Annotated in this window: 21 protein-coding genes; 12 read left to right on the plus strand and 9 right to left on the minus strand. The window is 65.7% G+C overall.

The features are described 5' to 3' along the window. Nucleotides 1–120 precede the first annotated feature (120 nt). Complete coding sequence (ssb, locus tag FB459_RS10530; protein WP_141928454.1) at nucleotides 121–624, plus strand: single-stranded DNA-binding protein; 504 nt, start codon at nucleotides 121–123, stop codon at nucleotides 622–624. A 172-nt stretch (nucleotides 625–796) separates the two neighbouring features. After that, the gene (locus FB459_RS10535; protein WP_141928455.1) at nucleotides 797–1,060 is read left to right on the plus strand and encodes a hypothetical protein; all 264 of its coding nucleotides are present in this window, start codon (nucleotides 797–799) and stop codon (nucleotides 1,058–1,060) included. Nucleotides 1,061–1,134: 74 nt separating this feature from the next. Here FB459_RS10535 and FB459_RS10540 read toward each other — a convergent pair whose 3' ends face one another. From FB459_RS10540 to FB459_RS10550, 3 genes are all read right to left on the minus strand, one after another. Further along, nucleotides 1,135–2,097 carry a tyrosine-type recombinase/integrase gene (locus tag FB459_RS10540; RefSeq protein WP_141928456.1) on the minus strand — a complete coding sequence of 321 codons (963 nt, stop codon included), beginning with the start codon at nucleotides 2,095–2,097 and terminating at the stop codon, nucleotides 1,135–1,137. A 287-nt stretch (nucleotides 2,098–2,384) separates the two neighbouring features. Then, complete coding sequence (locus FB459_RS10545; RefSeq protein ID WP_141928457.1) at nucleotides 2,385–3,275, minus strand: O-methyltransferase; 891 nt, start codon at nucleotides 3,273–3,275, stop codon at nucleotides 2,385–2,387. Continuing rightward, a complete protein-coding gene (locus FB459_RS10550) occupies nucleotides 3,275–4,690 on the minus strand; it encodes an ATP-binding protein (protein ID WP_211345177.1) in 1,416 nt (471 codons plus the stop codon). Before FB459_RS10550 ends, FB459_RS10545 begins: the two co-directional genes overlap by 1 nt. Nucleotides 4,691–4,760: 70 nt before the next feature. Between FB459_RS10550 and FB459_RS10555 the strand changes: the two genes are divergently transcribed. Then, nucleotides 4,761–6,131: a DNA cytosine methyltransferase gene (locus FB459_RS10555; RefSeq protein WP_141928459.1), complete on the plus strand. Its 1,371-nt coding sequence runs from the start codon at nucleotides 4,761–4,763 to the stop codon at nucleotides 6,129–6,131. Here the strand turns inward: FB459_RS10555 and FB459_RS10560 are convergent. From FB459_RS10560 to FB459_RS18250, 4 genes are all read right to left on the minus strand, one after another. After that, nucleotides 6,128–6,568, minus strand: coding sequence for a very short patch repair endonuclease (locus FB459_RS10560; protein ID WP_246092409.1), 441 nt, complete (start codon nucleotides 6,566–6,568; stop codon nucleotides 6,128–6,130). The genes FB459_RS10555 and FB459_RS10560 overlap by 4 nt on opposite strands. A gap of 61 nt (nucleotides 6,569–6,629) precedes the next feature. Continuing rightward, complete coding sequence (locus tag FB459_RS10565; RefSeq protein ID WP_141928460.1) at nucleotides 6,630–7,637, minus strand: DNA-processing protein DprA; 1,008 nt, start codon at nucleotides 7,635–7,637, stop codon at nucleotides 6,630–6,632. A 229-nt stretch (nucleotides 7,638–7,866) separates the two neighbouring features. Continuing rightward, nucleotides 7,867–8,643 (minus strand): DUF4192 domain-containing protein, encoded by a 777-nt coding sequence (locus tag FB459_RS10570; protein ID WP_170221866.1) that lies wholly within the window; start codon nucleotides 8,641–8,643, stop codon nucleotides 7,867–7,869. After that, nucleotides 8,625–8,801 (minus strand): hypothetical protein, encoded by a 177-nt coding sequence (locus FB459_RS18250; protein ID WP_425472380.1) that lies wholly within the window; start codon nucleotides 8,799–8,801, stop codon nucleotides 8,625–8,627. Before FB459_RS18250 ends, FB459_RS10570 begins: the two co-directional genes overlap by 19 nt. Before the next feature lie 249 nt (nucleotides 8,802–9,050). Between FB459_RS18250 and FB459_RS10580 the strand changes: the two genes are divergently transcribed. The 3 genes from FB459_RS10580 to FB459_RS10590 all read left to right on the plus strand — a co-directional run bounded on the left by FB459_RS10580 (nucleotide 9,051) and on the right by FB459_RS10590 (nucleotide 10,863). After that, a complete protein-coding gene (locus FB459_RS10580; RefSeq protein ID WP_141928463.1) occupies nucleotides 9,051–9,428 on the plus strand; it encodes a sulfate permease in 378 nt (125 codons plus the stop codon). 592 nt (nucleotides 9,429–10,020) lie between these two features. Further along, nucleotides 10,021–10,347 (plus strand): hypothetical protein, encoded by a 327-nt coding sequence (locus tag FB459_RS10585; protein WP_141928464.1) that lies wholly within the window; start codon nucleotides 10,021–10,023, stop codon nucleotides 10,345–10,347. Nucleotides 10,348–10,440: 93 nt separating this feature from the next. Continuing rightward, nucleotides 10,441–10,863: a hypothetical protein gene (locus tag FB459_RS10590; protein WP_141928465.1), complete on the plus strand. Its 423-nt coding sequence runs from the start codon at nucleotides 10,441–10,443 to the stop codon at nucleotides 10,861–10,863. 84 nt (nucleotides 10,864–10,947) lie between these two features. Here the strand turns inward: FB459_RS10590 and FB459_RS10595 are convergent, their stop codons facing one another. Next, entirely contained in the window at nucleotides 10,948–12,510 is a 1,563-nt protein-coding gene (locus FB459_RS10595) for an IS1634 family transposase (protein ID WP_141928466.1), read from the minus strand. 258 nt (nucleotides 12,511–12,768) lie between these two features. Continuing rightward, nucleotides 12,769–13,476, minus strand: a complete 708-nt coding sequence (locus FB459_RS10600; RefSeq protein ID WP_141928467.1) for a hypothetical protein — start codon at nucleotides 13,474–13,476, stop codon at nucleotides 12,769–12,771. A gap of 394 nt (nucleotides 13,477–13,870) precedes the next feature. On the opposite strand from FB459_RS10600, the gene FB459_RS10605 reads away from it, so the two are divergent. From FB459_RS10605 to FB459_RS10630, 6 genes are all read left to right on the plus strand, one after another. Further along, nucleotides 13,871–19,411: a hypothetical protein gene (locus FB459_RS10605; RefSeq protein ID WP_141928468.1), complete on the plus strand. Its 5,541-nt coding sequence runs from the start codon at nucleotides 13,871–13,873 to the stop codon at nucleotides 19,409–19,411. Between the two features lie 109 nt (nucleotides 19,412–19,520). Continuing rightward, a complete protein-coding gene (locus FB459_RS10610; protein WP_141928469.1) occupies nucleotides 19,521–19,709 on the plus strand; it encodes a hypothetical protein in 189 nt (62 codons plus the stop codon). 188 nt (nucleotides 19,710–19,897) lie between these two features. Next, the gene (locus FB459_RS10615) at nucleotides 19,898–20,551 is read left to right on the plus strand and encodes a hypothetical protein (RefSeq protein WP_141928470.1); all 654 of its coding nucleotides are present in this window, start codon (nucleotides 19,898–19,900) and stop codon (nucleotides 20,549–20,551) included. Between the two features lie 10 nt (nucleotides 20,552–20,561). Then, nucleotides 20,562–23,303, plus strand: a complete 2,742-nt coding sequence (locus FB459_RS10620) for a peptidoglycan DD-metalloendopeptidase family protein (protein ID WP_170221867.1) — start codon at nucleotides 20,562–20,564, stop codon at nucleotides 23,301–23,303. A gap of 75 nt (nucleotides 23,304–23,378) precedes the next feature. Beyond that, on the plus strand, nucleotides 23,379–24,077 hold the full coding sequence (locus FB459_RS10625; RefSeq protein WP_141928472.1) for a hypothetical protein: 699 nt from the start codon (nucleotides 23,379–23,381) through the stop codon (nucleotides 24,075–24,077). Between the two features lie 47 nt (nucleotides 24,078–24,124). Further along, on the plus strand, nucleotides 24,125–24,739 hold the full coding sequence (locus tag FB459_RS10630; RefSeq protein ID WP_141928473.1) for a hypothetical protein: 615 nt from the start codon (nucleotides 24,125–24,127) through the stop codon (nucleotides 24,737–24,739). Nucleotides 24,740–24,793 lie beyond the last annotated feature (54 nt).

Genomic DNA, 24,793 nt, shown 5'->3' on the forward strand with positions numbered 1-24,793 from the left:
CGTCGATTTGTCGGCTTCGTCGCACCGTACAGACGCAGTAAGCGGACGGTCTGCCCGACCAGCCGTGGCAGTGACTCAAACGCCCGTCACCGACGGGTCACGACTCAAAGGATTCATCGCATGGCAAACAACAACATCGTCATCGTCGGCAACCTGACCGCCGACCCGGAACTCAAGTTCACTCCGTCCGGCGCAGCGGTCGCTTCGTTCTCGGTCGCCTCGACCGAGCGCAAGTTCGACCGGGGCACGAACGCCTGGGTCGACGGAGACACCACGTTCATGCGGGTTTCCGCGTGGCGCGACCTCGGTGAGCACATCGCCGAGTCGCTCAAGAAGGGCGACAAGGTCATCGTGACCGGACGCCTCAAGAGCAACGTCGTCGAGAAGGACGGTCAGAAGACCACTTACTTCGAGGTGGAGGCCGAGCACGTCGGCCCGAGCCTGGAGTGGGCGACCGCCGTCGTCACCCGCGTCACCAAGAACGGTGGCGGTCTGGGAAACGGGCAGGCGGCTGCGCCGCAGGCCCAGGCTCCGCAGCAGTCGGCCCCCCAGGCCGCGCCCGCCGCGCAGCCGCAGCAGTACGCGCAGCCTGCTCAGGCTGGCGGCTACCAGGGCGATTTCTAGGACGTCATCGGTCGGTTCACTGATCCTTCGTTGATGAGGGAGCCGACCATCTTCCTCGAAGCCCGCGGGCGACTTCTGAGTTGACCCGCTGAGGTAGTACCTCGCACGACAGCGCCCGTCCGGAGACCCCAAGCTCCGGACGGGCGTTACGTCGTATTCGAAAGGAGGTGCCTTGAACGCTCAAGCGCGGGGCAACGTCGACGAGGGCTCGTTGCCCGGAGCAGGTGTCGGCCTGGCCCTCGAAGTGCTGGACCAGCACCCCTGGCTGAAGTGGGCGATCCTCGCTCTCGTCGCGGCGTTGACCCTGCGGTTTGTGATGTCTGTGCGCATGTCGCGGGCGACGCAGCGTGACCCTGTTCGATTGTTCGACCCGGAGTCAAAACGCCAGGTCGCGGCATGGTGCGGCGGACAGTGTGAGCACAAGTCGTTGGTGTGACTGGTGCACCGGCTCTGACCTGCGTAAACACTGATTCTGAAGGCGTTTGGGGTGCAGTGGGTACGCATCTCACATCACAGGCTGGGGCCGGGTCGAGGCGGCGCAGGCCGCGTTGGCGGCAGGATCGAGCTGCCCGGTGCGGGTCGAACGCTCTCGGCGGGGGAGCGGCGCTCTGCCGGTTCCTTGGCGGTCTCGGACGGACGCCTACCGTCGTGCTCACTGAACATCGAGTCGATGGCCTTGCGGGTTCGCTCAGTCGATGTCGGCATGAGGTGGGTGTAGGTGCGGAGCGTGAAGCCGGGGTCGGCGTGGCCGAGGTATTCGCTGAGTGCCTTGATCGACTCGCCGGCGTCGAGCAGGGTGCTGGCGTAGAAGTGGCGAAGTGCGTGGGTGCCGTTCTCTCGGGTGACCTCGATGCCGGCTTCTTCAAGTGCTGGACGCCAGAGGTGGGTGTTGAAGTAGTTGCGGTTGAGCGCGCCCCTTTCCCGCGTGGTGAGCAGTAGAGCGAAGGTCCGCTCTGGCCCGTCGAGTCGATCCCAGGGCAGGGTCACTTTGCGCGGCAGGTAGTGCGTCATGTGCTCGTTGATCGCGTCGAGCACCGAATCGGGGAGCGGGACCCGGCGAGTCTTACGTCCTTTGGGCAGCCCGAAGAGCTGCTTGTTGCCGCCACGGAGCTGGACCTGCCGGACGATCTCGATCTCGCCCTTTGTCCAAGTCGATGTCATCGGGTGACAGACCGAATATCTCGCCTTGGCGCAGGCCCAGCCCGGCACCAAGATGCGTGACCAGTTGATAGCGGTCGGGAGCGCGTCTCGAACCAGTGCCACCTGCTTTGACGACCAGGGGGTCATCGTGCGCGGCTCCGGCTTCGGCTTGCGTACCGAAGGCGCCTTGCAGGGGTTCTTCTGGATCAGACTGTCATCGACCGCTGCGGTGAAGACGGTCGAGACGTTGGCGAAGATGACCTGTCGATAGGTCGAGGCGAGGCCGGACAGGCCGCGGGCGCAGCTCGACGGCTTCGTGTGTTCCCTCGTCAAAGGTCCCGCACCGTCGCGGCCTACCGCGACCGCTACACGATCACCACGTCCACGCCGCTCGGAGCACCAGCCGAGAACACAGTGCAGAAGATCGACGCCGCCCGCGCTCGCACGGCCCTCGAAAAGGCGCGAGACCTGGCTGAGTCCGGGCGCGACGATCGGACACCTCGTCGTGCCGTTGATATGAGAGGCGTCGGCCCGGCGCTGTAGTCGGCGGAGTGCAACGTGTTCTGATTGGGGTCGCCCGGAGCGGGCCCAGGGTCAAGCGCGGGGCGAAAGCGGCGCCGTCAGCGGGTGCCGACCCGCCAGCGGTAGACCTGAGCGAACGACTGGATGTCCTTTGGCTCCACGCCCTTGATCTTCGGTAGGGGACCGGCACCGACGAGTTCGGTTTCCAGGTAGGTGATCTCCCGTTCGGTGAGCACGGGAACGTTGATCTCGAATGCGTCGTCACCGGTGCGGACGAAGTGGAGGTCCTCGAACCGACACAAGTCGATCGTGCGGTCGAGCGACGGGCTTGTCACGATCCCGCCCCACGTGAGCATCTTGGCGTCATCTGCGTAGTGGAAGTTGAAGAGTTGGCGCAGAGGAAGCCCGTGGGCTTCGCGGCTGGCGGAGTGTGCCGCTGCTTGAAGGACGCTTCGTTCGGCCCGAGTAGGCCCCCATGCCGCCATGTCCTTATCGGTGAGGTCATCAGCGATGAGGTCTCCGAGATTCATACGCAGATTGCTTAACCTTTCGGGCAGCCGGACGCCGGTCGTCGCGCCGTTGACGGTCACGATGACAACGCTGCCGGGTTGGCTTGAGCGCACCACGAAGTCCACATCGCGTAGAATGTCCGTAGTGAGCACGTCCGTGTAGTCGAGCCAGGTGATCGAGAGCTTGGTCCAGTCCACCTGCGGGAGCTCGTTGCGTGCTTCGCCCATGAGCAGCCGGATGCCGTTGTAGGGCTTGTTGAACTCCAGCCGATGCAGCATGTTCGTATCCCGCTCGATGCTCGTCATCTGCGGGACACCGAGGCCGCGGTGGAATTCGACGAAGTCGATGAACTCCAGTCCACCGAAACCGACGTACTGGTACTGGTCGAGGGCGGCGATCGCCGTCAGCCGTCGGCACGCATCGACAATCATGCGACGCTGCGCGGCCTTGGCAGGCCGGAACTCGTACTGCCGAGCCATCAGCCGATTTCTTGCTCGTAGAAGTAGTCGAAAGTGAGACGGCCGACCTCCGAGCCGCTACTGGCACCGAGCGCTTCGGCAACCTCCTCGAACTTGTCGGGATCGACTACGTACTGGATGCGCTGGACCTTGGGCGTCGGGGGCGCCTTCGGCTTGGCCGGCGGCGAAGGTGGCGTGACCATGCTCGACGAGGCCGTGAGAGATGTGATCGGTTTGTCAGGCGTCTCGTCCAGGGCCACCAAGATGTCGGGCTTCGGCTCCTCGTCCTCCAGCCGAGCGCGCACTTGCTTGGCCCGATTGATGACGGCCTGAACCGCGACCAGAACGGTCTTCATCTCCGACTGGACTGCCCTGAAAACGGGAGAGTCGCGGTCGACCGCGGTCTTGGTCGTGTTCCAGGGCAGAAGGCCGGCATCGTCGGCGGACAGGTACACGAAGCCACGGAACGACCGGTACTGCGGGTGATAAGCGGCCGCAGGGTTACCCCAGCCTGTGAGCGACGTCCTGTCCGCCACCAGCAACAGCCGGTCGTTGCAGAAGAGATACCACCCGGCATCTCCAGGGTCTTGGAAGTTCTCGGCTTGTCCTTCGTCTTCCGGGTCAGAGTCCTTGTCGCGTTTCCGTGGGGCTACGGTTCCGGCGTAGAGCTTGACGTCGACGGTCCCTCCGTTGGCGCCCGGGACCTGGAACTCCTTGAAGACCGGTTGGATCACGTCCGATGCCTGAAGCGACGGTCGCGACGCCACGAGAGGCTTGTCGCTGTTGAGGTGGAGCTGCAGTCCGCTCTGAATCGACTCTTGATGCCGGACACGCAGCTCCGTTCGCAGGGCCTGAACGATGGCGGGGTCCTTCAGGTCGTCTTGGACGCTGGGGTGCAGCTTGGTCACTGAGATGACCGTGCCGGCCTCCTCGTCGGTGGCCAGCGCGACGCCTTCCTCGACACGCTCGAACTGAAACGTCCACTCCTGCTGGACAGCCCACTGTTCGACATCCACGTTCAACGAGAAGCGAGACCCGTCGTCGGCGCTGGCTTCGCCACGATGTGCAGACTGTACGGCGAAAGCCCGTCCGATCTTGAAGATCGCCCGCTTCATTCCGACGCCGAACTGCCCCACTGAACGCTTCACACCAGTGAAGTCCTTCGACCGGCCGAAGCGGAACGCGTAGTGTCTTGCGACATCTACCGAGATGCCTCCGGAGTTGTCCGAGATCGTGAACGAGTCGTCGCCGAACTCGATCTTCACCCACTGTCCGGAAAGGTCCCCGTCGGGATGAAGGCCCCGTGCTCCGTCCACGCTGTTGTCCACTAGGTCGACGATCGCGGGTAGGAGCTCGATGTCCTTGGTCAGCATCTCGATGAAGAAGCGCTTCTCGGCGCCTGCATCGACTGTTGTGTCGGAGGCAGATGTCACCATGTGCCCATGATGCCCGACCTGCGCCCGCTGGACGGGACTTTGGTACCCGGTGCGTGCGTGGGGGGATGGGATGTGCGATCGTCTGAGTGTGTCGATTCCTTCTGCTAGCGTCCGCCTGACCAGGCCTGTCGCGGTTGACCTCTTCGCCGGGGCGGGCGGCATGAGCCTGGGGTTCGAGCAAGCGGGTTTCGATGTGGTCGCCGCTGTGGAGTACGACCCCGTGCACGCTGCGACCCACGCGTTCAACTTCCCGCAGTGCGAGGTCCTGTGCCGCGACGCTTCGAAGTTATCAGCCGCCGACGTACTCGGCGCAGCCGAGCGCGGCTTCAAGAGACTCCATCCGGGAGTTCCTTGGCCTGACCAACTGGACGCTCTCATAGGCGGGCCTCCCTGCCAGGGGTTCTCATCCGGGGGTAAGCGAGAGCAAGACGACGAGCGCAACGACCTCCTGTTGCACTTTGTGCGCCTGGTCGAAGAGATCAAGCCGCAGACGTTCTGCCTAGAGAACGTCGCAGGGCTGTTGGAGACCAAGTTCGACGCGATCCGGGAGAAGGCGTTCAGACGACTCAGAGCCGCGGGCTACGCGCTCTCTGGAACCGACAAGCCACTCAATAGTCTCAACTTCGGCGTACCGCAGTCACGCCGACGAGTCATCGTGCTGGGCGCGCTTGGCGAGACCGCGCCCGCCCGGCCGGCTCAGAGTGACGGACAAGTCTCGGTCGAAGAAGCATTTGAGGGGCTTCCCTCGCCGTCAGCGTACGTGCAACTGCTGACGTCCGACGAAGTCGAGTTGCGGACGGCGGACATCGCACGTCGTTCCTCGATCAAGAGTGCCTACGCCCGCACGCTGGCGGGGATCGACCCGCTTCCTGGCGACAAGTCCAGACCACGCCTTTGGGACCCGTCTTACCTGACAGGCTCGCGCCGCACCACCCACACCGAAGAGACCGTCGAGCGGTTCGCTGCGACGGAGCTGGGTGCCGTCGAGCCGAAGAGCCGTCTGTATCGACTCCCGCTCGACGGTCCGTCCCGCACGCTGCGTGCTGGCACCGGTTCCGAACGTGGCTCCCATACATCGCCTCGACCGATCCATCCCCGCGAGGACCGTGTGGTCACTGTTCGCGAGGCGGCTCGTCTCCACGGCTATCCCGACTGGTTCCGGTTCCACACGACGAACTGGCACGGCCACCGCCAGGTTGGAAACAGCGTTCCACCACCGCTGGCGCGCGCAGCGGCTCGCGCTCTACTTGCGTCGCTCGGGCACGCGCCGGTCGCGCTCCGCGCGGCAAGTCCCCTAGGGGAGGAAACTCTCCTGGCACTATCGCGGACCACAGCGCAAGCTGTAGTCGACGCCCTTGCAGAGGAGCTCCCTGCCACGAGGACGAGAAAGCCAACGGTGCCAACGCCCGCAGAGAAGCCGACAGAAGCACAGGCTGGCTAACGCGCAGCATCGTCCCGGCGTGTGAAAACGCGAACTGAGTCTTGGATGGAAGCCGCAATGTTCTCGGGCCGATCGTGGCTCCAGTAACGCAGCACCGTCCAGCCAGCATCCGATAGCGCCGCGTTGGTCTGGGCGTCTCGGGCCGCGTTGGTTTCGATCTTGACGTCCCAGTAGTCGCGGTTCGACTTGGAAGCCACGTAGTGCTCGGGGCAGCCATGCCAGTAGCAACCATCGATGAAGACCGCGATGCGCTTGGAAGCGAGCACGATGTCGGCGGTCCGTCGTAGCGACGGCAGAGGACGAACGTTGACGCGATAGCGCAACCCCTCGGCATGCAGAAGACGTCTGACCGCGAGTTCCGGCTTCGTGTCGCGCGATCGATTCCCGCGCATCACCTTCGCGGAGTGGGGGCTGCTCGCCCACGAATCGATTCCCACCCCTCCACGCTACGCCCCGGGGGCATACGCCGGTCTCTCGCCGCTGTTCGGCGTCCGTTGGTCAGAGCGAACGACCGGGCTCCTCCCGTGCTGAGGGGCGCCGAGAGCCGAACTCCGGTCCCAGCCCTGACCGGCGCGGGGCGCGCTTCCCGGCTGGTCCGCTGTCGAGCAGCACCGTGACATCGCTGGTCGTGGTCACGATCGACGCCACGCCACGCTTGATGAGCTCGTGTGGCCCTGCGCTCGCGACACTGGTGACCGGGCCGGGTACCGCGCCCACGCCACAGCGCAACGCATGTGCGTGGGCCGCGATCGGCATTGCGCCGGATCGGACGCCGGCCTCGGGGATCACCGTGACACCCGACAGCGCCGCCAACAGACGACCACGCGCCAGGAACCGTTCCCGACTCGGCGCGGTGCCTGGCGGGAGCTCGCTGGCCAGCAGGCCGGCATCGCCGATCTGCTCCAACAGCTCACGGTGAGCCGACGGATATGCGCGGTCGACGCCGCACGCGAGGACCGCAACCGTGTGCCCACCTTGAGCGAGCGCGCCACGGTGGGTTGCTCCTTCGATCCCGAACGCCCCGCCCGCGACGATGATCCGTTCGTCATCGGCCAGGTTCGCGGCCAAGTCTCCGGCGACCTCCATACCGTATGGAGTCGCTGACCGGGCGCCCGTGATGGTGACGCGATCACGCAACGGGTAGGTCAGGAACGAGGCCGCGCCACGAGTCCACAGCACATACGGGGCACGGATGCCGAGATCGTTGAGACCGGCCGGCCACTCACGGTCGGCCGGGATCAGTGTCCCGATCCCTTGTTTCTCCGCTGATGCCACTCGGTCGAGCAGGTCAGGGGTGAGGTGTCCGGCCAGGCGCTCGCGCCACAGCAGCGCGCCGCCGCTGCTCATCTTCGGGATCGGGTCGTCGCCCTCCAACAGCCGCAGGGTTTCCACCCCGCCCGTCTGCGCCAGCACATGCCCGGTCACCTGATCGTCAGGCTCGGCGATCATCGACAGCACCATCCGTGCCATGCGCTCGCCAGCCACCTGCTCGGCTATCGACACCATCATCGGTTCCTCTCGCTCGAAGGATCACCGGTCAGGTGCGTACGGTGGGGTCAGCCAGGCCCTCGTCCCCGTGGCTGGTTGGTGCGATCACGACAGCGGGGCCGCGGATGAAGTCGATAGCGAAGGCCGCATCGCGGTGCCGAGCGCGAGGCTTCACGCGCCGTGCCAGTAGCCGCTCCAGACGACTCGATGGCCGTCGGCGACGTGGGACCTTCATCACGGACGCGCCTCAGAGTCCCGGTGCTGATCGAGCCGGACGAGCCTGCGGCCCTGGCTGGTGCGCAGCGAAGTCGGTGTCTTGGCCGATCCTCTTGATGGACTCCCACTCGCGCGGGTGCATGGTAGTCTCGATGGCGGCGGCCACCAGGCCGGCGAGGAAGTAGCGGCTGTCGCGGGGCACTTGATCCAACGCGCACTGTGCTTTGGCTCCGTCTCCGCTCAGCCAGCTCGCGAAGGCCAGGAGGGAGGCCGGTGCGGCACGCACGTCGTCAGGGGCACGCTTGGTCAAGTCCGTCCACATGGTGACGTGTGAGGCGGCGGTCTCAGGGCTCATGTCGTCCCACAAGCGGTCGCGGACCGGGATGCAGTCGAGCGCGACGAGCAGCCGGGCCGCGTCACGATCAGTCAAGGGGCGGCCGCTGGTGTGAAACTTCTGGAGCCGGACGGCAGCCCACTGTGCCTCGCTCCCCGGCGTACGGCGGCCAGCGGCCTCCCGAGCCTCGGGCAAGAGCTCCGCGATCGGCGTCCTGTCACCGACCAGTGACGACTCCAACGCCTCCCGGCTGGCGAGGGGTGTGCGGCCGGTCGGAGCCATCACCGCGGCCACGTATTCGCGGGCTGCTTCGGTCTGAGGACCGGAGTCACCGCTGTCGAAGTCGTACCACTCGGACTCGCCCGCCCACAGCCGGATGCCGGTGTCGATACCGATGCCGTCGAGCCTGGTCGCGAGTTCCCGGCTCTCACGGTCCGCGTGCTGGCGGTCGGCGCTCAGACAGATGATCGCCACGCTGGAACCGGGATGGGCGTACGACTGAGCGCGGGACCGATGGAGGCCCAAGCCTGCTCACGCTCTGCCGGTGTGGTCGGCAGATCGGCCCGGACATGCGGGAGGCTCGAATGCACCGGCACGATGACCATCGACTCCTCGGGCTTGAACCCGAGCAGGTGCGGGAGGCGCCGCGATCAACTCGTCGTGGGATCGAACGGGGAGTTTCATGCCCGGTAGGTGCGCCCGACAAGCCAGTCCACGCACGGGCCGCTTCATTCTGTCCGTGGTCAGGCGTATGGTCGTAGGCAAGGCGACTACATCAAAGGTTCGCCACCGCGCCGACGCGGTGGCACGACGGCCCGGAGCAACAGCGGGCAGTCCTTCAAGGTTCTCCGTCGCCAGACCCGAGAGAGGACTGCCGCCACATGCTTCAACTCATCTGGACTGCCAGCGAACACACCCGGCACTACCTGCGCCGGTACATGCCCACCAACATCGCCCTCGACGCGATTCGTACGCGCCGAGGGTTGAAGTGGGGCGTCCCCGCGATGCTCCTCGCCGGGCCGTACCTGTATGCCGCGAGCATCTGCACCACACTCATCGGCAACGGGGGACCGGGCTGGCTCAACGTGCTCGTGCTCTTGTTCATCTGGAACGCCTTGAAGATGCTCTGGATCGGCCCCATCAGCCTCGTCCTGCTCGCTCGGGTCCGCGTCCGCGAGTACCGCGAACGGCGCGACGTGAGGCGGGAGAGCGGGGCCGATCAGAGGGAGCTTGCCCCCGCCGGATTCGGTGCCCGATGAGCGAGCATCCAGAAGGGCTCGTGGGGTGCACTGGGTACGCACACCAACGAAAGATGGCGGCTGATGCTGGAAGACGTCGAAAGACGTTTCCGCAGGTCAGCCGCCATTTTCGGCAACTACTGACAGAGGGTGAAAACCCTCGGATCAGATGTCGTTGTTGTGGCGCCGGTGCTCTCGGCCAGGCACGCAGGGCGACCACCTGATCCCGTGATCGCGCGGTGGTCCAACGACGATCGAGAACCTCGCGATGCTCTGCGGCCCGCACAACCGGCGCAAGCCCAACCACATGCCTTCGATGCTGTACCGCTGGCGGCTGGCGTATGGCCGGCGTGCGTACTTCCGCCCGGCGTGCCCCGGCTGCCGAAGTACTGAAGCGCCACGAGTGACGAAGGTCACGCCTCAGCGACGGCCTGTTATCGGACCCCCGCCATTCCTTCGGACGACCAGGGCCACGCCGGCTCGCGGCCGTCAACCGAATGTGGGCGACTGAAACGGATGAGGGTCGGGCAAAAAGCCGACCCTGACCCCTCTCGAGTTGCCCATGAAACAGGTGAGGGCAGAAAGCCCCACCCGTCCGAAGGAGCAACACATCATGATTTCAGGGCCCCTCGTCGCTCAGTCGGCGAACAGCAAGTCGAACATGGCCGGCGCGTGGGCCGGTGTGTGGAGCAAGATCACCGCATCCGTTCCGCAGCTGCCGATCCTGCTCACGATCATCGCACTCGCGCTGGTCGCGTTCGCGGCCGTCAAGTACCTGATGCAGCGTCGCCAGGGTGGCGGCGGCAACAGCACCGTCCTCATCTGGACGCTCGCCGCAGCAGCAGCGTTCGCTGCGCCCGGCATGCTGTTCCCGCTGGTGCTGAAGCTGGCCGACGGCTTCATCAACTTCCTGGGATCGGTGGGGAACACGAGCAAGTAGGTCGACGTCCTTTCGGACGGACGGCCATGATTCTGCGCCGAGTCGACGCGGCTCGGCGCAGAATCGCCTACCCAGTCAGAGGAGTCAGTCACCGTGTCCTCGCAAGGTTTTGTCTACGACCTATCGCATCTGACCCGCGACAAGTCCGCCGACCGGCGCATCACTTGGCGCGGCTTCGACATGCCGCGTCGCGTGTTCTGGTTGATGGTTGCGACCAGCATCCCTGCGCTCGTCGTGCTCGGTATCGGCTACAACATGATCGGCATTTGGGCGACCGTCCCGGTCGTCATGCTGTACGCCCTCGTCTACCTGATGTTCGAGTCGCGCAGCAGTGACGACCTGCGCCAGCGCAAGTACAAGGCGCTGTACGACAAGGCCAGCTCGAACACCGGCAAGTTCCTGATCTGTAACACCGAAATTCATCCGGATCAGATGCGTGTTCGTACGCTCCGGACCGCCAGCCTCCCGGTCCGTCGACCGGACGATAGGAAGGAACGCCCGATCGAAGTGTTCTGATCGATCGGCAGGCAGCGTCGCACCGTGTTGCGCATGGAGTCGTCCGAGCGAAACGAGAATGCCATGCGCCCGAGTTGGACCTCTTTAGTGTGTCAGCGCGTCGAGGATCGTTCGTGCTTCGTCGCTGAGTTGTGGTGTTGCGGTGACGGGATGGCCGGCGAGTTCGATCTGAACGTCTTGCAGCGGCCGCAGTGCGCGGATGATCCGTTTGATGCTCAGCCCGGTCTTGTTCTGGAGGTAGCGGGCGACCGCGAGGGCAGCGAACACGATGGTCAGGTGGGCTTCGATCGCGTCGCGGGTGTGGTGGAACATCGGCCGGGCGCGTAGGTCGGTCTTGGACATCCGGAATGATTGCTCGACCCGCCACAGGTCGTGATAGTTCCCGATCACCTCTGAGGCGGTCGCGAGGTCGGCGGGGATGTTGGTGACGTACCCCTTCAGCCCGACCAGGCGCCGTGCCCGCGCCAGGGACGCCTCATCGAGGGATCTCGTGCCGTTGGTTGTTTTGACGAATCGGGGTGTCCGGGCAGCCTTCTCGCCCTGAATGACGGCGATCGCCCGATTCTCCTGCAGCGTCAACGTCTTGCTGTCCCGGGCAGCGCGTTTGGCTGAGTAGGCCCACACCGCCCGCCAGGACTGGTCATGCAGGTCCGGGTCCCACACTGGCTCCGTCTTGATCCTCGGGTCGTTGACTGCTCGGGCTGCTTGGGTGGCGGTGCGTGGGGTGATCGTGTCGATGATCTGCCCGTCGGTGAACGCCTCACCGTGCCACCGGAAATGCGACTCCAAATCCGCGGGTGCCTTCGTGACGCGGGACCCAACGATGAACCGCAGGCCGGCCTGGTCCAAAGCGGTCAGGTTGGCCGCGGACAGCATGCCCGCGTCGGCAACGATCGCGATATCGGCCAGGTTGTGCCGGTCAGCGAACTGCCGCACGATCGGGATGATCGTGGTCGTCTCGGCCCGGTTGCCTTCGAAGCAGCCGATCTCCAACGGGAACCCGTGCCGGTCGACGAGCAACCCGACCACGATTTGCGGGTCGACCCGCCGTTCCTTGGAGTACCCGACCTTGCGTAGGTCGTCCTCCTTCTCGGCCTCGAAATACAACGTGGTGACGTCGTACAGGCACAACGTCACATCCCCCGCAGTCGCGGCATGCGCGAAACACTTGGCCGCGACCACGTCCCGGTACCCGCGACCCACGCAGCGAGTCAGGGCCCGTTTCATGCTCGAGCGATGCACCGGCGCCAGGCCGACCTCGCCCAGGACACGAGCCGAGTCAGTCATCGAGGTCGGTTCGATCAACCGGGCAGCAACCAGTTGAAAGAACGCCTCATCACCAATCGCGTTGAATCCCAGCGTCTCCCACGCATCCCGTAACACCTGCAGCAACAACCGGGAAGTCTTGGCCGTGACCACGGCCTGCCGCGGATCCCTACCCGCGCCGTGTTTCGAGCCGAAGCCGAGGTCCAGCTCGCCCTGGCCGGCGTGGATCTTGGCCCGGCCGGCCTCCATCAACGCAGCAAGTTCCGCCTCGGTATGCGCCGACCCCAAGTGCTCGATCACCACGTCCCGGCGATCACGCCGGACCGCGATCTGAACCGCTGTCGCACCCGACGCCGTCCGCACCTTCCGCAGAAAAACCACGCCGTTAGTGTGTCACCTAAACAAGCCGCAGCACCCTGACCAGCACAAACACTCACCCAACCCGCGCCATCACACCCCAGAGGTCCAAGTCAGGCGAAACGAGAATGCCATGCGGTACAGGATCCAGCCCAGACGTCGCGGGGTTGCGCGCGCCAAGGAGTTCTTCTCTGTTCTAGATCCCCAGACGATGCACAACGCGCACACGCTGTGCCAATGCCTCACCGCCGCTGGCGATTGGGCCAAACGGTAGGAGCGAGACTACTTCGCCAGGTTCGCCAGGCCGATGTCGCGCAGTTTCGTCGCGCGCGCGTCAATCGCCTGACCCCTGGTCTTGCTGGAGTTGCCGTACTGAGCACTCGACCTGTGGTTGGCGCGGCAGCCAACTGTCACGCCGTTCTGATCCTTCTGTCCCGCCCAGGCGTCCGGCCACTTCGCATTCTTGTCGGCGTCATAGAACAGGTTCCCCTGTGGTTGCTTTTCCGACCATTGAGTCGGGGCGACGAGGCACACAACACCCCAACCCTCGGTGGCTTTCGTGTCAACATCCTCGGCAACTTGCCCCGGAGTCAGTTTGTTGTTTTCGAGCCGGATCGATACCCCAGCATCCGGGGTGGAGCTATCCACCCAGAGGCAGGACAGCGACCATCTTTGCAAATCAGACTGGCCTGGGACCTCGGTGGGAGGTTTTGACAGAATCCCTCGTCCAGCGTTCGCAAGAACCACTGCGGTACCGACAACGGGTCCGATCGCCGCATCTGGACCGAACAATCGCGTACACGCAGGCTTGGCGACTTCTGCTGGGTCTCCGTCGTAGCCCGAAATGTTGTGCATCATCGTGTTGAGAGAGCCAAGCTCGGCGGTGGCCGGCCCCGTTTGTCCGGGCTCGAGCGTTGGAACGGCCTTGGTCGTCCCGTTGGCCGACGGGGTCTGCGTTCCGGAACCGTTGTTTGACTCCGACGACGTCATCGTCGGGGTAGTGCCAGTGGGTCCTTTGGCTTCAGATCCGCCAGAGCACCCGGAAAGCAGCATGCTCGCAGCGACCGTTGCAGTGATCCATGTCCCTCGTTCCATGCTCGGACAGTAGCGCAACTGCACCAGCACAGCCGCGTTTCTGTGACCGTGCGACGCCGTTTCGTGTCCTGGAATGCCGCGGCCATACGTGGGTCACCCGTTCAGGTCCGATGCCTCGATCTCGCGTCCCGCCATTCCCACCAGTAGGCGTCGGCGTGTGGAGCGACGTCTCGTACTCGTTGGCGCGGCCGACATGTCCGGGGTCGTATCGGAAAGCCGACCCTGACTCAACCGGATCTGCCCATGAAAACGAGTAGGAGTTCCATCACCCACCCTGGAAGGCCGCCTAGTGAGTTCACCCACCGTCGCCCTACGGACCATCGCCGGATGGACGTCGGCGTTTTTCGCCGTCTTCACGCTGGTCTTCATCACCATTGCCGCAACAGCCCCGGCGTCTTTGGCCGCTGTTTCGACGACCGTGGATTCCTCGGGTCAGATGGTGGCGATCTCCCGTCCGGCGACATCTGTGGAGTCGTTCGCCTACTCGTTGAACACGGCGGTCCCCAAGGACGACGACAGTGGTGGCGGAACCTTCAACGTGTGCGAGGCCACTGGCGACGCGGGTATGTCACAGTCCGACCTGTTGACGGTGAACCGATGGGGCGACTCGACTTCGAACTTGCACACTCGGCTCGACGCTGATTTCTGGAACGACGCGACCAGCAAGATCCAGCGAAACTCGGTGGACTCCTCGATGCTCAGCATCGGAAACACCATGTGGTCGGTGGCGGTCAACTCGGTGACGCTGGCGAACAACTACTGCATCGCCGACTCCATCGGGACCAAAATCGACCGCGCCGCCGGAAACCTCGCCAAGATCTTCTGGGGCGACGGACGAGGTGGGCAGGTCACCCTCATCGCGATGCTGTTCCTTGCGGGACTGGCAACGGTTGTGGTGAAGCTGCGCCAGGGTGGGCAAGCCTTCAGCCGTGCGCTCATCCGTCCCATCCTGACGATCGCCGCGTTCGGCATCATGATGAACGGCGCGTTGGCCTCCAGCGCTGGTGTCTACGGAACGATGAGCCCCGGATGGCTCGTCTCGCGTGCGTCCGCGGTGATCTCCAGTGTTTCCAGCACGATGACCGCACCGATGATCTACCAGACCATCGGTAACAACTTCGGTGAACCAGCGGCCCGGACGGACGCGTCGACCAACCGGGCGTCCTGCATCAACTACCTCAGCGTGCTGCGCCAGAAGTACAACACCGCGTCACCGGTCGGTGAGTCCGGCGCGGCCGTTCCGCTGGCGATGGATTCGATGTGGCAGCTGTCCGGTCTGTCCAGCTACGTGCGCACCCAGTACGGAACCAACAACGTCTACGGATGGGCAAGCTTCTGCCGTGGCCTGGACCTGCAGGCCGGCACCCGGTACGCCTACCAGCCCAACACGAACAACACCTACGACATGGCCTCGATCGGTTCTCTTGAGGGCATGACCCGGATCCCGTCTGGGGCTGCCGGACGCAGTATGAACCTGCCTGCTCCGAAGAAGGAGGCTCAGGTGTGGTCCGCTGCGAACAACACTCAGCGCGACGAGACGATGATCTGGGCTGCGGCGTGCAAGTACCAGGGTGGCTGGAAGGTGCAGCGCGGCTGGAACGCGATCGAGAACAAGCACACCGACGACAAGAAGCTCACCGATAAGCAGTGCTCGGACTACTGGAATGCCAAGGGCAGCCCGGAAGACATGTTCTTCAACTGGCAGGACGACGCCGACGCTGTTCACGCCGGAACCTCAAAGGTCTCTGACGCGGACATCGCGGCGGGTTACAACCCGCGTGACTACCTCAACGTCCTGCACGGCACCTCGACCGGTGCCGCGAGCACGGCCGCGATGGCCTACGCCTTCTTCTCGATCTTCAACATGCTGGTCTTCGTTCTGCTCGCCGGCGTCATCTTCGTTCTGAAGACGCTCCTGCTGGCAACCGGTCTGTTCGTGTTCTTCGTCGCGCTCGTTGACATGGTCCCTGGACAGAACCGCGGATCGCAGCTCGCGAAGTACGCCAAGAGCACCCTCGGCTTCATTCTCGTCGCGTTCGGGTACAACTTCCTGCTCGCTGTGATGATCGCGCTCACCGGGTTCATCCTGGAGATCGGGACCGCAATGGGTCTGGCTGGCATGCCGCAGATCATCTGGACCGGCGCGGCTCCGCTCATCGCCATCATCGCGATGAAGCTCATCTGGAAGAAGGCCATGTCCGGGGTCCCGGACCCCTTCAGTTTCGCTGGCGCGAAGGCGTACACCTCATCGGCTGCCTCAGGCATGGTCGGTGGCATGGTGGGCGGTTCGATCGCCGGCATGATGTCGCGCGGTCGTGACTTCACCCGCCGCAGCGGTTCCGGTGGAGGTGCCCCGATCCCCGGTGGTGCTGGACCGGGTGGAACCGGTGGTGACCTCGGCGCGATCGGTCAGAGCTCGCCTGGGACGGAGCGCGAGGGTGGTCAGTCGCCACTGGCTGACGGGTCCGCCGGTGCCGATGGTGAAACTGCTGCCGGTGGCGTCTCGCTCGCCAAGGGCGAGAAGAACCCTGACGGCTCGGCCCTCGCCGCAACCGGTGTCGCCGGTGCAGCGGGCGCTGCGTCCATCGCTGCTATGCGCGGACGTCGGGGTTCCGCCGGTGGCGGCACGGTCGGTGGTCTCACCTCGGGTGGCTACAACTACAGCCGTGTGGGGAACAAGCACGACCGACGCGCCATGCGTCACGCGGCGCGTACCGGTGCGGCACAGCGCCGCGCGTGGTACGCCGCACAGGCGGGCAACACCCGTCCGCGTCAGGCCGCCACCTGGCTGAACCGCAAGGGTGACTCCGGCGCTGCTCTCGTCGGTGCGGGCGCGTCGAAGTTCGCGACGAGTCAGCGTGGTCAGGCGCTACGCAAAAGCCGTCTGGGCCGCGGCGCTACCGCAACCGTTGCCGGTGCCGGTGCCACGGGTGCGGCAGCTGGACGTCTCGCTGGCGCTCCGAAGCGCTGGATGGGCGCCAAAGCGTCCGCCCTGGGCAGCGGTCTGGCAGCAACCCCAGCCGGAATGTACGCGGGAGCTGTCGCCCGCAAGGCGTCGCAGACCGGTGCGGTTCAGCGCTGGCGAGGCAAGGCGGCAGATGCCCGTGCCAACACCACTCAGTTCGCCAAGGGCTATGCGGCGGTCAAGCGTCGCGACGCCTGGAACGCGCTGCGCAACAGCCCGATCCGTTCGACGGTCGGTAACCGTGGCGCATGGGCTGCCGCGGGCACCGCAGCCGCCGGCGTGGCCGCCGTCTCGGCGATGCCGGCAGCGTTCGCTCTCGCCGGTGTTGCGGGCACGGTCGTTGCTGCGCGCACCGTCTCGGGTAAGCAGCGCGACATCCGAGCGAGCCGCCGGGCGCAGAACAACCGCGAGAAGATGGCGTACTTCGCTGAGATGCAGAAGCAGAACGCTGCTCGTGCCAAGGCCGAAACCGCGGCGAAGGCGGCGGTCGGTGGTGTGGCGTCGACCGCGACGGCTCCCCGGACCGACGATCTCGCCGACGTGCAGTCGCCCGTTACCGATGCCACAGCGTCCTCGGCTCCGGACCGAACCACTGCAACCTCCGGAACCCCGGACCACCTGAACGCACTGTCTGGTGCTGCGGGTCAGGAGCCCGCTGTCGGCACGGACGGTTCGATCCGCCCGATCGACGGCGCGCAGTTCGCTGGCGACGGTGGGTCTACGCCGGTCGGCGCGGACACCGCAGGCGCGCCGCAGCCGGCCGATGCCGCAGCACCGGTGGGTGCCGATGTTTCGGCAGCAGGCGACGGGGCGACCCCGGTGGACTCCCGTGAGCGCAGCCGTTCGGTCTTGCAGGACCGGATCAACGAGCGTCTCGGCGCCGACTCGGCTGGATCGGGCTACGCAGGCGCGGCTGGACCGGCTGCTGACCGTTCCGACGGACAGGTGCCGGCGTACAGCGCAGTCACCACGGACGCTGCGAACACCTCGACCTCGGCTGACACTCCGCTCACAACGGGCGACACGGCGTACCGATCTCCGATCGCTCAGAACTCCGACGGAGGCAGCGTTCCCTCGTCGGCGACCTCGGCAGCTGCCGGATTCGCGGCTGGTGCGGTGACGCGGGCGACCGGTAGCGCTCCGACCGCAGGGGCTGACGTTCGTCCGACTGCAGCCAATGTTCCGACCGGTGGGTCGGCCTCGTCTGCACCGACCAGCGACCGCACGGATGGTGCTTCACCAGACGGTGACGGCCCGACTCCGGGCAACGCGGGACCGGAGGCTGGTCCGAGCAGCAACGGACCTTCGGGCAACGGCGGTGGCGGCACTCCCGCTCCGACGCAGCCGCGGACACCGAGCGGCGGCGCAGCAGCCAACACCCCGGCACCGGCCACGTTCGACCAGGGCAGTGCTCAGGACGGACAGAGCGCACCTGCACCGAGCAGTGGCCGCACCGGTGGTGTTCCGACTCCGGGTAATGCTGGCGGTGGCTCGTTGGCGACCTCGGCAGCTGCCGGATTCGCGGCTGGTGCGGTGACGCGGGCGACCGGCAGCGCTCCGACCGCAGGGGCTGACGTTCGTCCGACTGCAGCCAATGTTCCGACCGGTGGGTCGACCTCGTCTGCACCGACCAGCGACCGCACGGATGGTGCTTCACCAGACGGTGACGGCCCGACTCCGGGCAACGCGGGACCGGAGGCTGGTCCGAGCAGCAACGGACCTTCGGGCAACGGCGGTGGCGGCACTCCCGCTCCGACGCAGCCGCGGACACCGAGCGGCGGCGCAGCAGCCAACACCCCGGCACCGGCCACGTTCGACCAGGGCAGTGCACAGGGGCAGGACGCACCGCGCAACTCACCGCAGTCTGCTCCGATCGACACCGGCAACGGACAGGACTGGTCGAACGCAGCGGCTGGCGCCGGTGCAGTTGGCCTGGCTGCGCACGGTCGTCCCCAGTCGCATGCAGCACCGGCACCGGACAGCCGTCCGGCTCCGACCACCGGAGGTGGCAGCCAGTCGCAGCCGGGACCGGTTCAGCCGCAGCAGCCGTCGAACCGTGACCAGACACAACGTCCGATGGACACCGGCAACCGTCCGGCGCCTTCGAACGCAACATCGCCGAGCCTGACTCCGGCTCCGTCCAACCGCGACCAGGCCCAGCGTCCGGCGACCTCGACCTCGGCTCCGGAATCCACGCAAGAGGACCGGCAAGCCCCGTCGGCTCCGGCTCCGGTTCAAGAGAGCAGGCCAGCACCGTCGAACACGCCGCAGTCGCAGCCGGGACCGGCTAAGCCGCGGCAGCCGTCGAACCGTGACCAGACACAGCAACCAGTGGACACCGGCAACCGTCCGGCGTCCTCGAACGCAACCCAGCCCGCTCCTGCTCCGACTCCTGTTCAGGAGGACCGACAGACGCCGCCGTCCGGTGGTGGAAGCCAGGCTCAGCCAGCACCGGCTCCGTCCAGCCGCGATCAGACTCGGCGTCCGGCGAGCCCGGCACCGTCGAACGCAGCCCCTGCCCCGATTCAGCAGAGCCGTCCGGCGAACTCGAACCCGTCTGTGGCGAACGGCGGTGGGCCGGATCGCTCGGCGCGCGTCGAGGCACGATCCGAGCAGCAGTCCCGCCCGGCAGAACGTTCAGCTTCGGGGCGTGCGCAGTCGACCCCGGCACCTACGTCGGCACCTACGTCGGCACCAACGACCGACCAGCCCAGCACCCGTCGTGAGACCCGCAGAGCCGCGTCGACGGAGGCACCGTCCGTAGAGCGTGAGGCGCCTCCGTCGGTCGAGCGCGAGTCACCGGTGCCCTCGTCCCGCCGCGAGCTGCGTGACCGTCTGCGCCGGTTCGGTGGCCGAGGGGAGTAGTCCGCGGGTCAGGGAATCACAGCACTCGCCCGCCACCTAGCGGAACCACGTGCCCGCCATTCCACAGGACAGACGCGATCGCCACTTGTGGCGAGTGAAGGAGAGACAGATGCAGCCGCGCCAACCGGCCGGGGTTCCCGGTGCAGGACAGTTCGCCGCTACGACCCACGCCGAGTCAGACGACGCCTTGGAGATCGAGAGTGACGGCCTGGATCCCGAGTGGCAGATGCGCCTGCAGCAGTCCTCGTACTACCCGCCGGTGCTTCCGGACGGTCCGTCTTACGTGGTCGACCAGTAGGGCTGAACGGACGATCGCAGGTCGGAGAGCCTGCCCGTCACCTGGTGCCGACCAAGAGCCAGCGGCTGTGCGAAAGACCGCGCAGCGGTTGCCCGCCATTCCTCCCGGTAAGAGCCAGCGGGAAAAACCGACCCTGGCCGAACGGAACTTGCCCATGAAACGGGTAGGAGACCAAAGGAGGAGGAGCGATGCAGCCTGCACGTCAGCCCGCTGGAACGGCGATGGGCGGTCAGTTCGCGCCCATGTACCGGGCCGAAGCTCCGCTGTCCTTGGCCGGTCCAGCTACCGGCTCCTACCGCTTCCCACCGGAGATCTCCGACACCGACGAGTACGTCAACTGGTGGTCCAACGTCGAGATCGAGGACGACACCTGTCAGGCGTTCGAGTCGAACTACGTGCGGCACTGGCGTCAGTGGACCAACGAGAAGGTCTCCGCCTGGGAGAAGGAGAACCCGCGGCCGGGCAACGAGCGCGACGGTGCGACCTGGGATGGATACCGCGCCAACGCGGTGCAGAGCTACTCGAGCATGCGCCCCCCGATCTTCCGTGACCAGATCCGTCCGCTGGCGCGGATCCGGGGGATGGCCGTGATGGTCGCTCAGCTGCCTGTGGAGGGGCAGCAGCGCGTGCTGTCGCAGCAGGTTCGGCTGCCGGGCAACGTCATCGACACGGTTGGCGGGATCGCCGACAAGTACCACCTGCGCAGCTTCCACGCGAACTACGACCTGGATGCGCACGACCGCGAGGTGCGGACCGCTAGCTACCTCGAGCGCATCGCTACCTCGAACGACGCCATCGAGCTGGAGCAGATGTACGGCCCCCACAACTGGGCAACGGAGTGAGCGACCTGTGGTGACCAACAACAGCGGTGCCAGTGGGCAGTCGTCGGACAAGCCCGGCCAGCAGCCATCGCACGACCCGGCCAAGAAGGCTCTCGACAAGCTAAACGGCGGCGGTGCCACCGATCCCGGTGCTGCCCTGAAGGCCAAGGTCGAGCAAAAGCTCGCCGGCAAGAACGGTCTGACGGCCGGAGCTGCCAAGACCGCGTCCGCCGCAGCCGCTGGCGCGGCCGGCGGAACGAAGATGTCCAAGGCCGTCGGTGGCGGCGTTCAGGGAGCCGCGCTTGAAGGTGCACGCACCGTGTTCACGAAGGGCAACCGCAAGACGCTCCTGCTCTTGTTTCTGCCGTTCCTGGCCCCGGCGATGGCGTTCGGCATGGTCATGGTGTTGGCAATGATTCTCGGCGCCGGAGTGACTCAGGGGTCGGGCGCGAACGCGATTCGCGATTCGATCACGACGGCGAAGAAGGATGGTTTGACGCAAGAGGAGTACGCGTCATTCGTGGACGCCCAAAGCCGTACCGGTGTTCCGTGGCAGATCCTCGCTGCGCTCTACAAGCAGCAGACCAGCGCTCAGACGGGCGGGGCGACGCAGTGCGACCCGAACGTTCAGCTAGCCACCGCGTCGTCCACATCGACGCCCGGCAGCCCGAGCTCCAGTCCTCCACCAACGGGTGAGACCAACGACGCGTCGAACCCGAAGTACGTTCACCCGTCGACGAAGTCTCCGGTCATCATCACGTCGGGGTGGGGTCCTCGAAACCTGACGAACATGCCGTGGGCCTCCAAGTACCACCAGGGCATCGACGTCGGCATCCCGGTCGGAACACCGATGGTTGCGGTGGGTGAGGGGACCGTCGTCTACACCGGTGCCCCCGGCGGAACCGCTGGCAACGTGGTTGTTCTTCGCCTCCCGGACGGCTCGGAAGTGCGATACCTGCACCTGTCGGAGATCCTTGTGTCGAAGGGGCAGAAGGTATCGGTCAAGACGATCGTGGCGAAGTCCGGAACGGCGCCCGGGGGCGCACACCTTCACTTCGAGACGTCCGTGGGCATTCCGATGGATTCGCCCGTCGACTGGATGTACCGCACCCACCGCTCAATGGACCCGATCCTGTGGCTGCGCGCGCACGGGGTTGACCCGTACACGGGGACCTCCGGTGGTCTCATCACCACGACCCCGAACGACTGCATCCCGACGGCTGCTCAGGCGACCACCATCGCCTCGCCGTCGGCAAGCCCGTCCTCGAACCCGTCGGGGACGGCGTCGCCTAGCCCGACGACCGACGAGCACGGGACCGACCACGACGAGGGCGACACCTACATCTCCGCGTGGCGTATCCCGGAGGCGAAGCTCACTGCCGCTCAGAAGGCCGAGTTCGCGAAGAATGAGAACGCAGCAACCCTGTATGTTGCGCGCACGCTGCGCGACACCATGAAGAGTGATCCCAAGCTGTCTTCCCGGATGGCGATGTCTACCGGACTTCGCCGTGAACAGGGGACCGGCAAGCGGTACATCAGCACGGAAAGCACCGAAGCTCGGGAAGTTGCGACGTCGTGGGCAACCGGGATGAATCGTCTCGAACTCGGTGGTCTCACAGAGGGATCCGCGAGCGAGGTCTACGAGACGGCGCTTGCGTGGTACCTGGGTAAGAGTGCAAGCCCTGGTGGAGGGTCGTCCGGCATGGTGTGTGCTCCGCCCGCCGGCCAGACCTTTACTGTTCGTTCCGCAACGAGGCCCAGTGACGCGGTCGTCATGGATCAGAAGCGGATGGGTTACGCCGCCACGATCTACGGCATCGCCAAGTCGGCAGGGGTCACCCCGAACGGCATCTTGTCGACGTTCATGACGGCCTTGCAGGAGTCGCGTCTGTCGATGCACGCCAACTCCAAGGTGCCGCCGTCCATGTCGCTGCCGCACGACAAGGTCGGTACCGATGGAACCTCCGTTGGCCTGTTCCAGCAGCAGGTCGGCACCGACGGCTCGGGTACCTACGGCTGGGGTAACTACCAGCAGGCAATGGACGTGTCGAAGTCCACGCTGTCCTTCCTCGGCAAGCTGCCTGGACAGACTGCACAGGGCATGACGGTCCGGGTGCCGGACTACGAGACTCGCCCGCCGGGTGTCGTCGCACAGACCGTTCAGCAGTCGGCTCACGCCGACCTGTACGACCAGTGGGAGCAGGCCGCCAAGACGATCATCGCTTCGATGAGCGGAGCGGTGTGCACGGCTGGCTCCGGTGACTCCTCGGCGATCGACGTGGGCAACTACAAGATCCCCGCCGGTGGCTGCAGCTCGTGCGTCGCTGAGGCCCTGAAGGTCGTCGGTACGCCGTACTCCTACGGCGGTGGTGACATCAACGGACCGACCCGCGGCATCTTCGCCGACGGTATCGACAGCCGGAACGTCGTCGGTTTCGACTGTGCGCGTCTGATGCGCTACTCCTGGTACAAGGGGGCTGGCATGCAGCTTCCGTACACCGCGTCGCCGCAGATGCAGTTGGTGCGCGACCGAGGCACGGGTTTGACGATGAACTACAAGTCGCTCAAGCCGGGGGCTCTGCTGTTCTTCCGACCTCGCGGCCCGGAGTACGTCGGTCACGTCGGGATGTATATGGGCAACGACTTGATGGTCCACGCGCCGAACCCGTCGACAACGGTGAAGGTCGTCGACCTCACCCAGTACATCGCTTACAACAAGAACTTTGTCGGCGGCGGAATGCCTCCGGGGTTCACCGCGCAGGCAGCAGCCTGATGCGAAACGTCAGCGTCGTCGCACCGTCACGGCTGAAAGCCGGACTGTGCGCACAGACCGGCACGAGGATCGGACGTGGGCATGGATAGGGGCAAGGCTCTGATCGCGGTGATGGCTGCCGTCATTGTTGCGATGGTCGGGCTCATCGTCGTCAAGCAGAACAACCAGAAGACCGTCGAGGCCGGCTCGGGAACGTCGGTGTCGGTTCCGCGGCCGAATGCAACCATCGACCCGGCCAATCCTCCGGGCGGCCAGCCTCCGCTGCCGAGCGAGACCGACACGTCCACCACGGAGGCGAGCTCAAGCTCAACGACGACGGATGAGATACCGACCCGCCCGCCGGAGTATCGCTCGCCCTCGACGTGGGCTCCGGGAACGGCGGGTTACAGCGCGGTGCGGTACGTCACCGAGTACAACTCGCAGTCCTACGCTGACCCGTCTCCGGTGGCGTGGGTCACTCGAACGGCTGCGTGGGTGACGCCGGAGTTTGCGGCGAAGAACCTCGACCCGATCATGGGCGCCGCCTCTACCGAAGACCCGGAGTGGCTGCGCCGCAAGGAGAACAAGGTCTCGATCGGTACATCGAAGTTGCAGGTGGAGAAGTCCGGTGACGGAAGTCCCACGATGCAGACATTCACCGTGATCTACCACATGGTCCGCAGCGAGAGCGGCAAGCGCACGGTGTCTGAATCTCCGACCACATACAACGTGGAGGTCAGCAAGGTCGGCGCCAAGTGGCTCGTCTCGAACACAACGTACGGCGTCTCGCTGTAGCCGCCATTCCTCCTACCGACCCCAACCCAAGGAAGCAGAACCACATCATGAAGCTCACCTCATCCCTGCGCGTGGCCGCCGGCCTGGCTCTGGCCGGGTCGTCCTTCGCGCTCGTTCCCGCAGCGCACGCCGCCGACAAGATCGTCAACCCGGCCCCGCCGGCGTTCATGGATGCCTGTGGCGCCAGCAGCGACACCTACACGATTCCCGCGACGCAGGGTGTCTCGTACTACGTCGAGGGTGTGAAGCTGAACGCCGGTGTTCGCGTCGTGAACCCGGCCAAGTCGTTTGTCGAGGTCTTCACCGTCGCCGACTCCGGCTACAAGCTGTCGCAGGCAGCGACGTGGCAGCACCAGTTCGACACTCGCTCCGGCGAGGGTGGCACCGGCTGTGTGACCAAGCCGAAGCAGACGTCCACGGACACCACTGTGTCGTCGCCGTCGAACTACACCGCGAATGTTGGCGGAACGCAGACCGCTCCGCCGCCCTCCTCGGGTTCATCCGGACAGACCGGCACCGCATCCCCGTCCGCGAGCCCGACGGAGCTGCCGTACACCGGCTTCGACCCGATGGGTATGAGCTTGGCCGCCGGCGGTGTCGGCATCGCTGGTCTGATGCTGCTTGGTGGCGTCGGTGTGGCTGCCAAGCGCAGCCGACGCTGACCTGACACACAGGAACGCTGCCCCGGATGATCGGGGCGGCGTTCCTGTGTGCGA

The organism is Yimella lutea, from assembly GCF_006715095.1.
GTDB classification, from domain to species: Bacteria; Actinomycetota; Actinomycetes; order Actinomycetales; family Dermatophilaceae; genus Yimella; species Yimella lutea.

What these genes read in the sequence shown, in the direction of transcription:
- FB459_RS10555 (WP_141928459.1), top strand. Translation starts at nt 4,761, where the DNA reads ATGTGCGATCGTCTGAGTGTGTCGATTCCTTCTGCTAGCGTCCGCCTG.
- FB459_RS10580 (WP_141928463.1), top strand. Translation starts at nt 9,051, where the DNA reads ATGCTTCAACTCATCTGGACTGCCAGCGAACACACCCGGCACTACCTG.
- FB459_RS10630 (WP_141928473.1), top strand. Translation starts at nt 24,125, where the DNA reads ATGAAGCTCACCTCATCCCTGCGCGTGGCCGCCGGCCTGGCTCTGGCC.
- FB459_RS10585 (WP_141928464.1), top strand. Translation starts at nt 10,021, where the DNA reads ATGATTTCAGGGCCCCTCGTCGCTCAGTCGGCGAACAGCAAGTCGAAC.
- FB459_RS10600 (WP_141928467.1), bottom strand. Translation starts at nt 13,476, where the DNA reads ATGACGTCGTCGGAGTCAAACAACGGTTCCGGAACGCAGACCCCGTCG.
- FB459_RS10610 (WP_141928469.1), top strand. Translation starts at nt 19,521, where the DNA reads ATGCAGCCGCGCCAACCGGCCGGGGTTCCCGGTGCAGGACAGTTCGCC.
- ssb (WP_141928454.1), top strand. Translation starts at nt 121, where the DNA reads ATGGCAAACAACAACATCGTCATCGTCGGCAACCTGACCGCCGACCCG.
- FB459_RS10545 (WP_141928457.1), bottom strand. Translation starts at nt 3,275, where the DNA reads ATGGCTCGGCAGTACGAGTTCCGGCCTGCCAAGGCCGCGCAGCGTCGC.
- FB459_RS10565 (WP_141928460.1), bottom strand. Translation starts at nt 7,637, where the DNA reads ATGGTGTCGATAGCCGAGCAGGTGGCTGGCGAGCGCATGGCACGGATG.
- FB459_RS10550 (WP_211345177.1), bottom strand. Translation starts at nt 4,690, where the DNA reads ATGGTGACATCTGCCTCCGACACAACAGTCGATGCAGGCGCCGAGAAG.
- FB459_RS10615 (WP_141928470.1), top strand. Translation starts at nt 19,898, where the DNA reads ATGCAGCCTGCACGTCAGCCCGCTGGAACGGCGATGGGCGGTCAGTTC.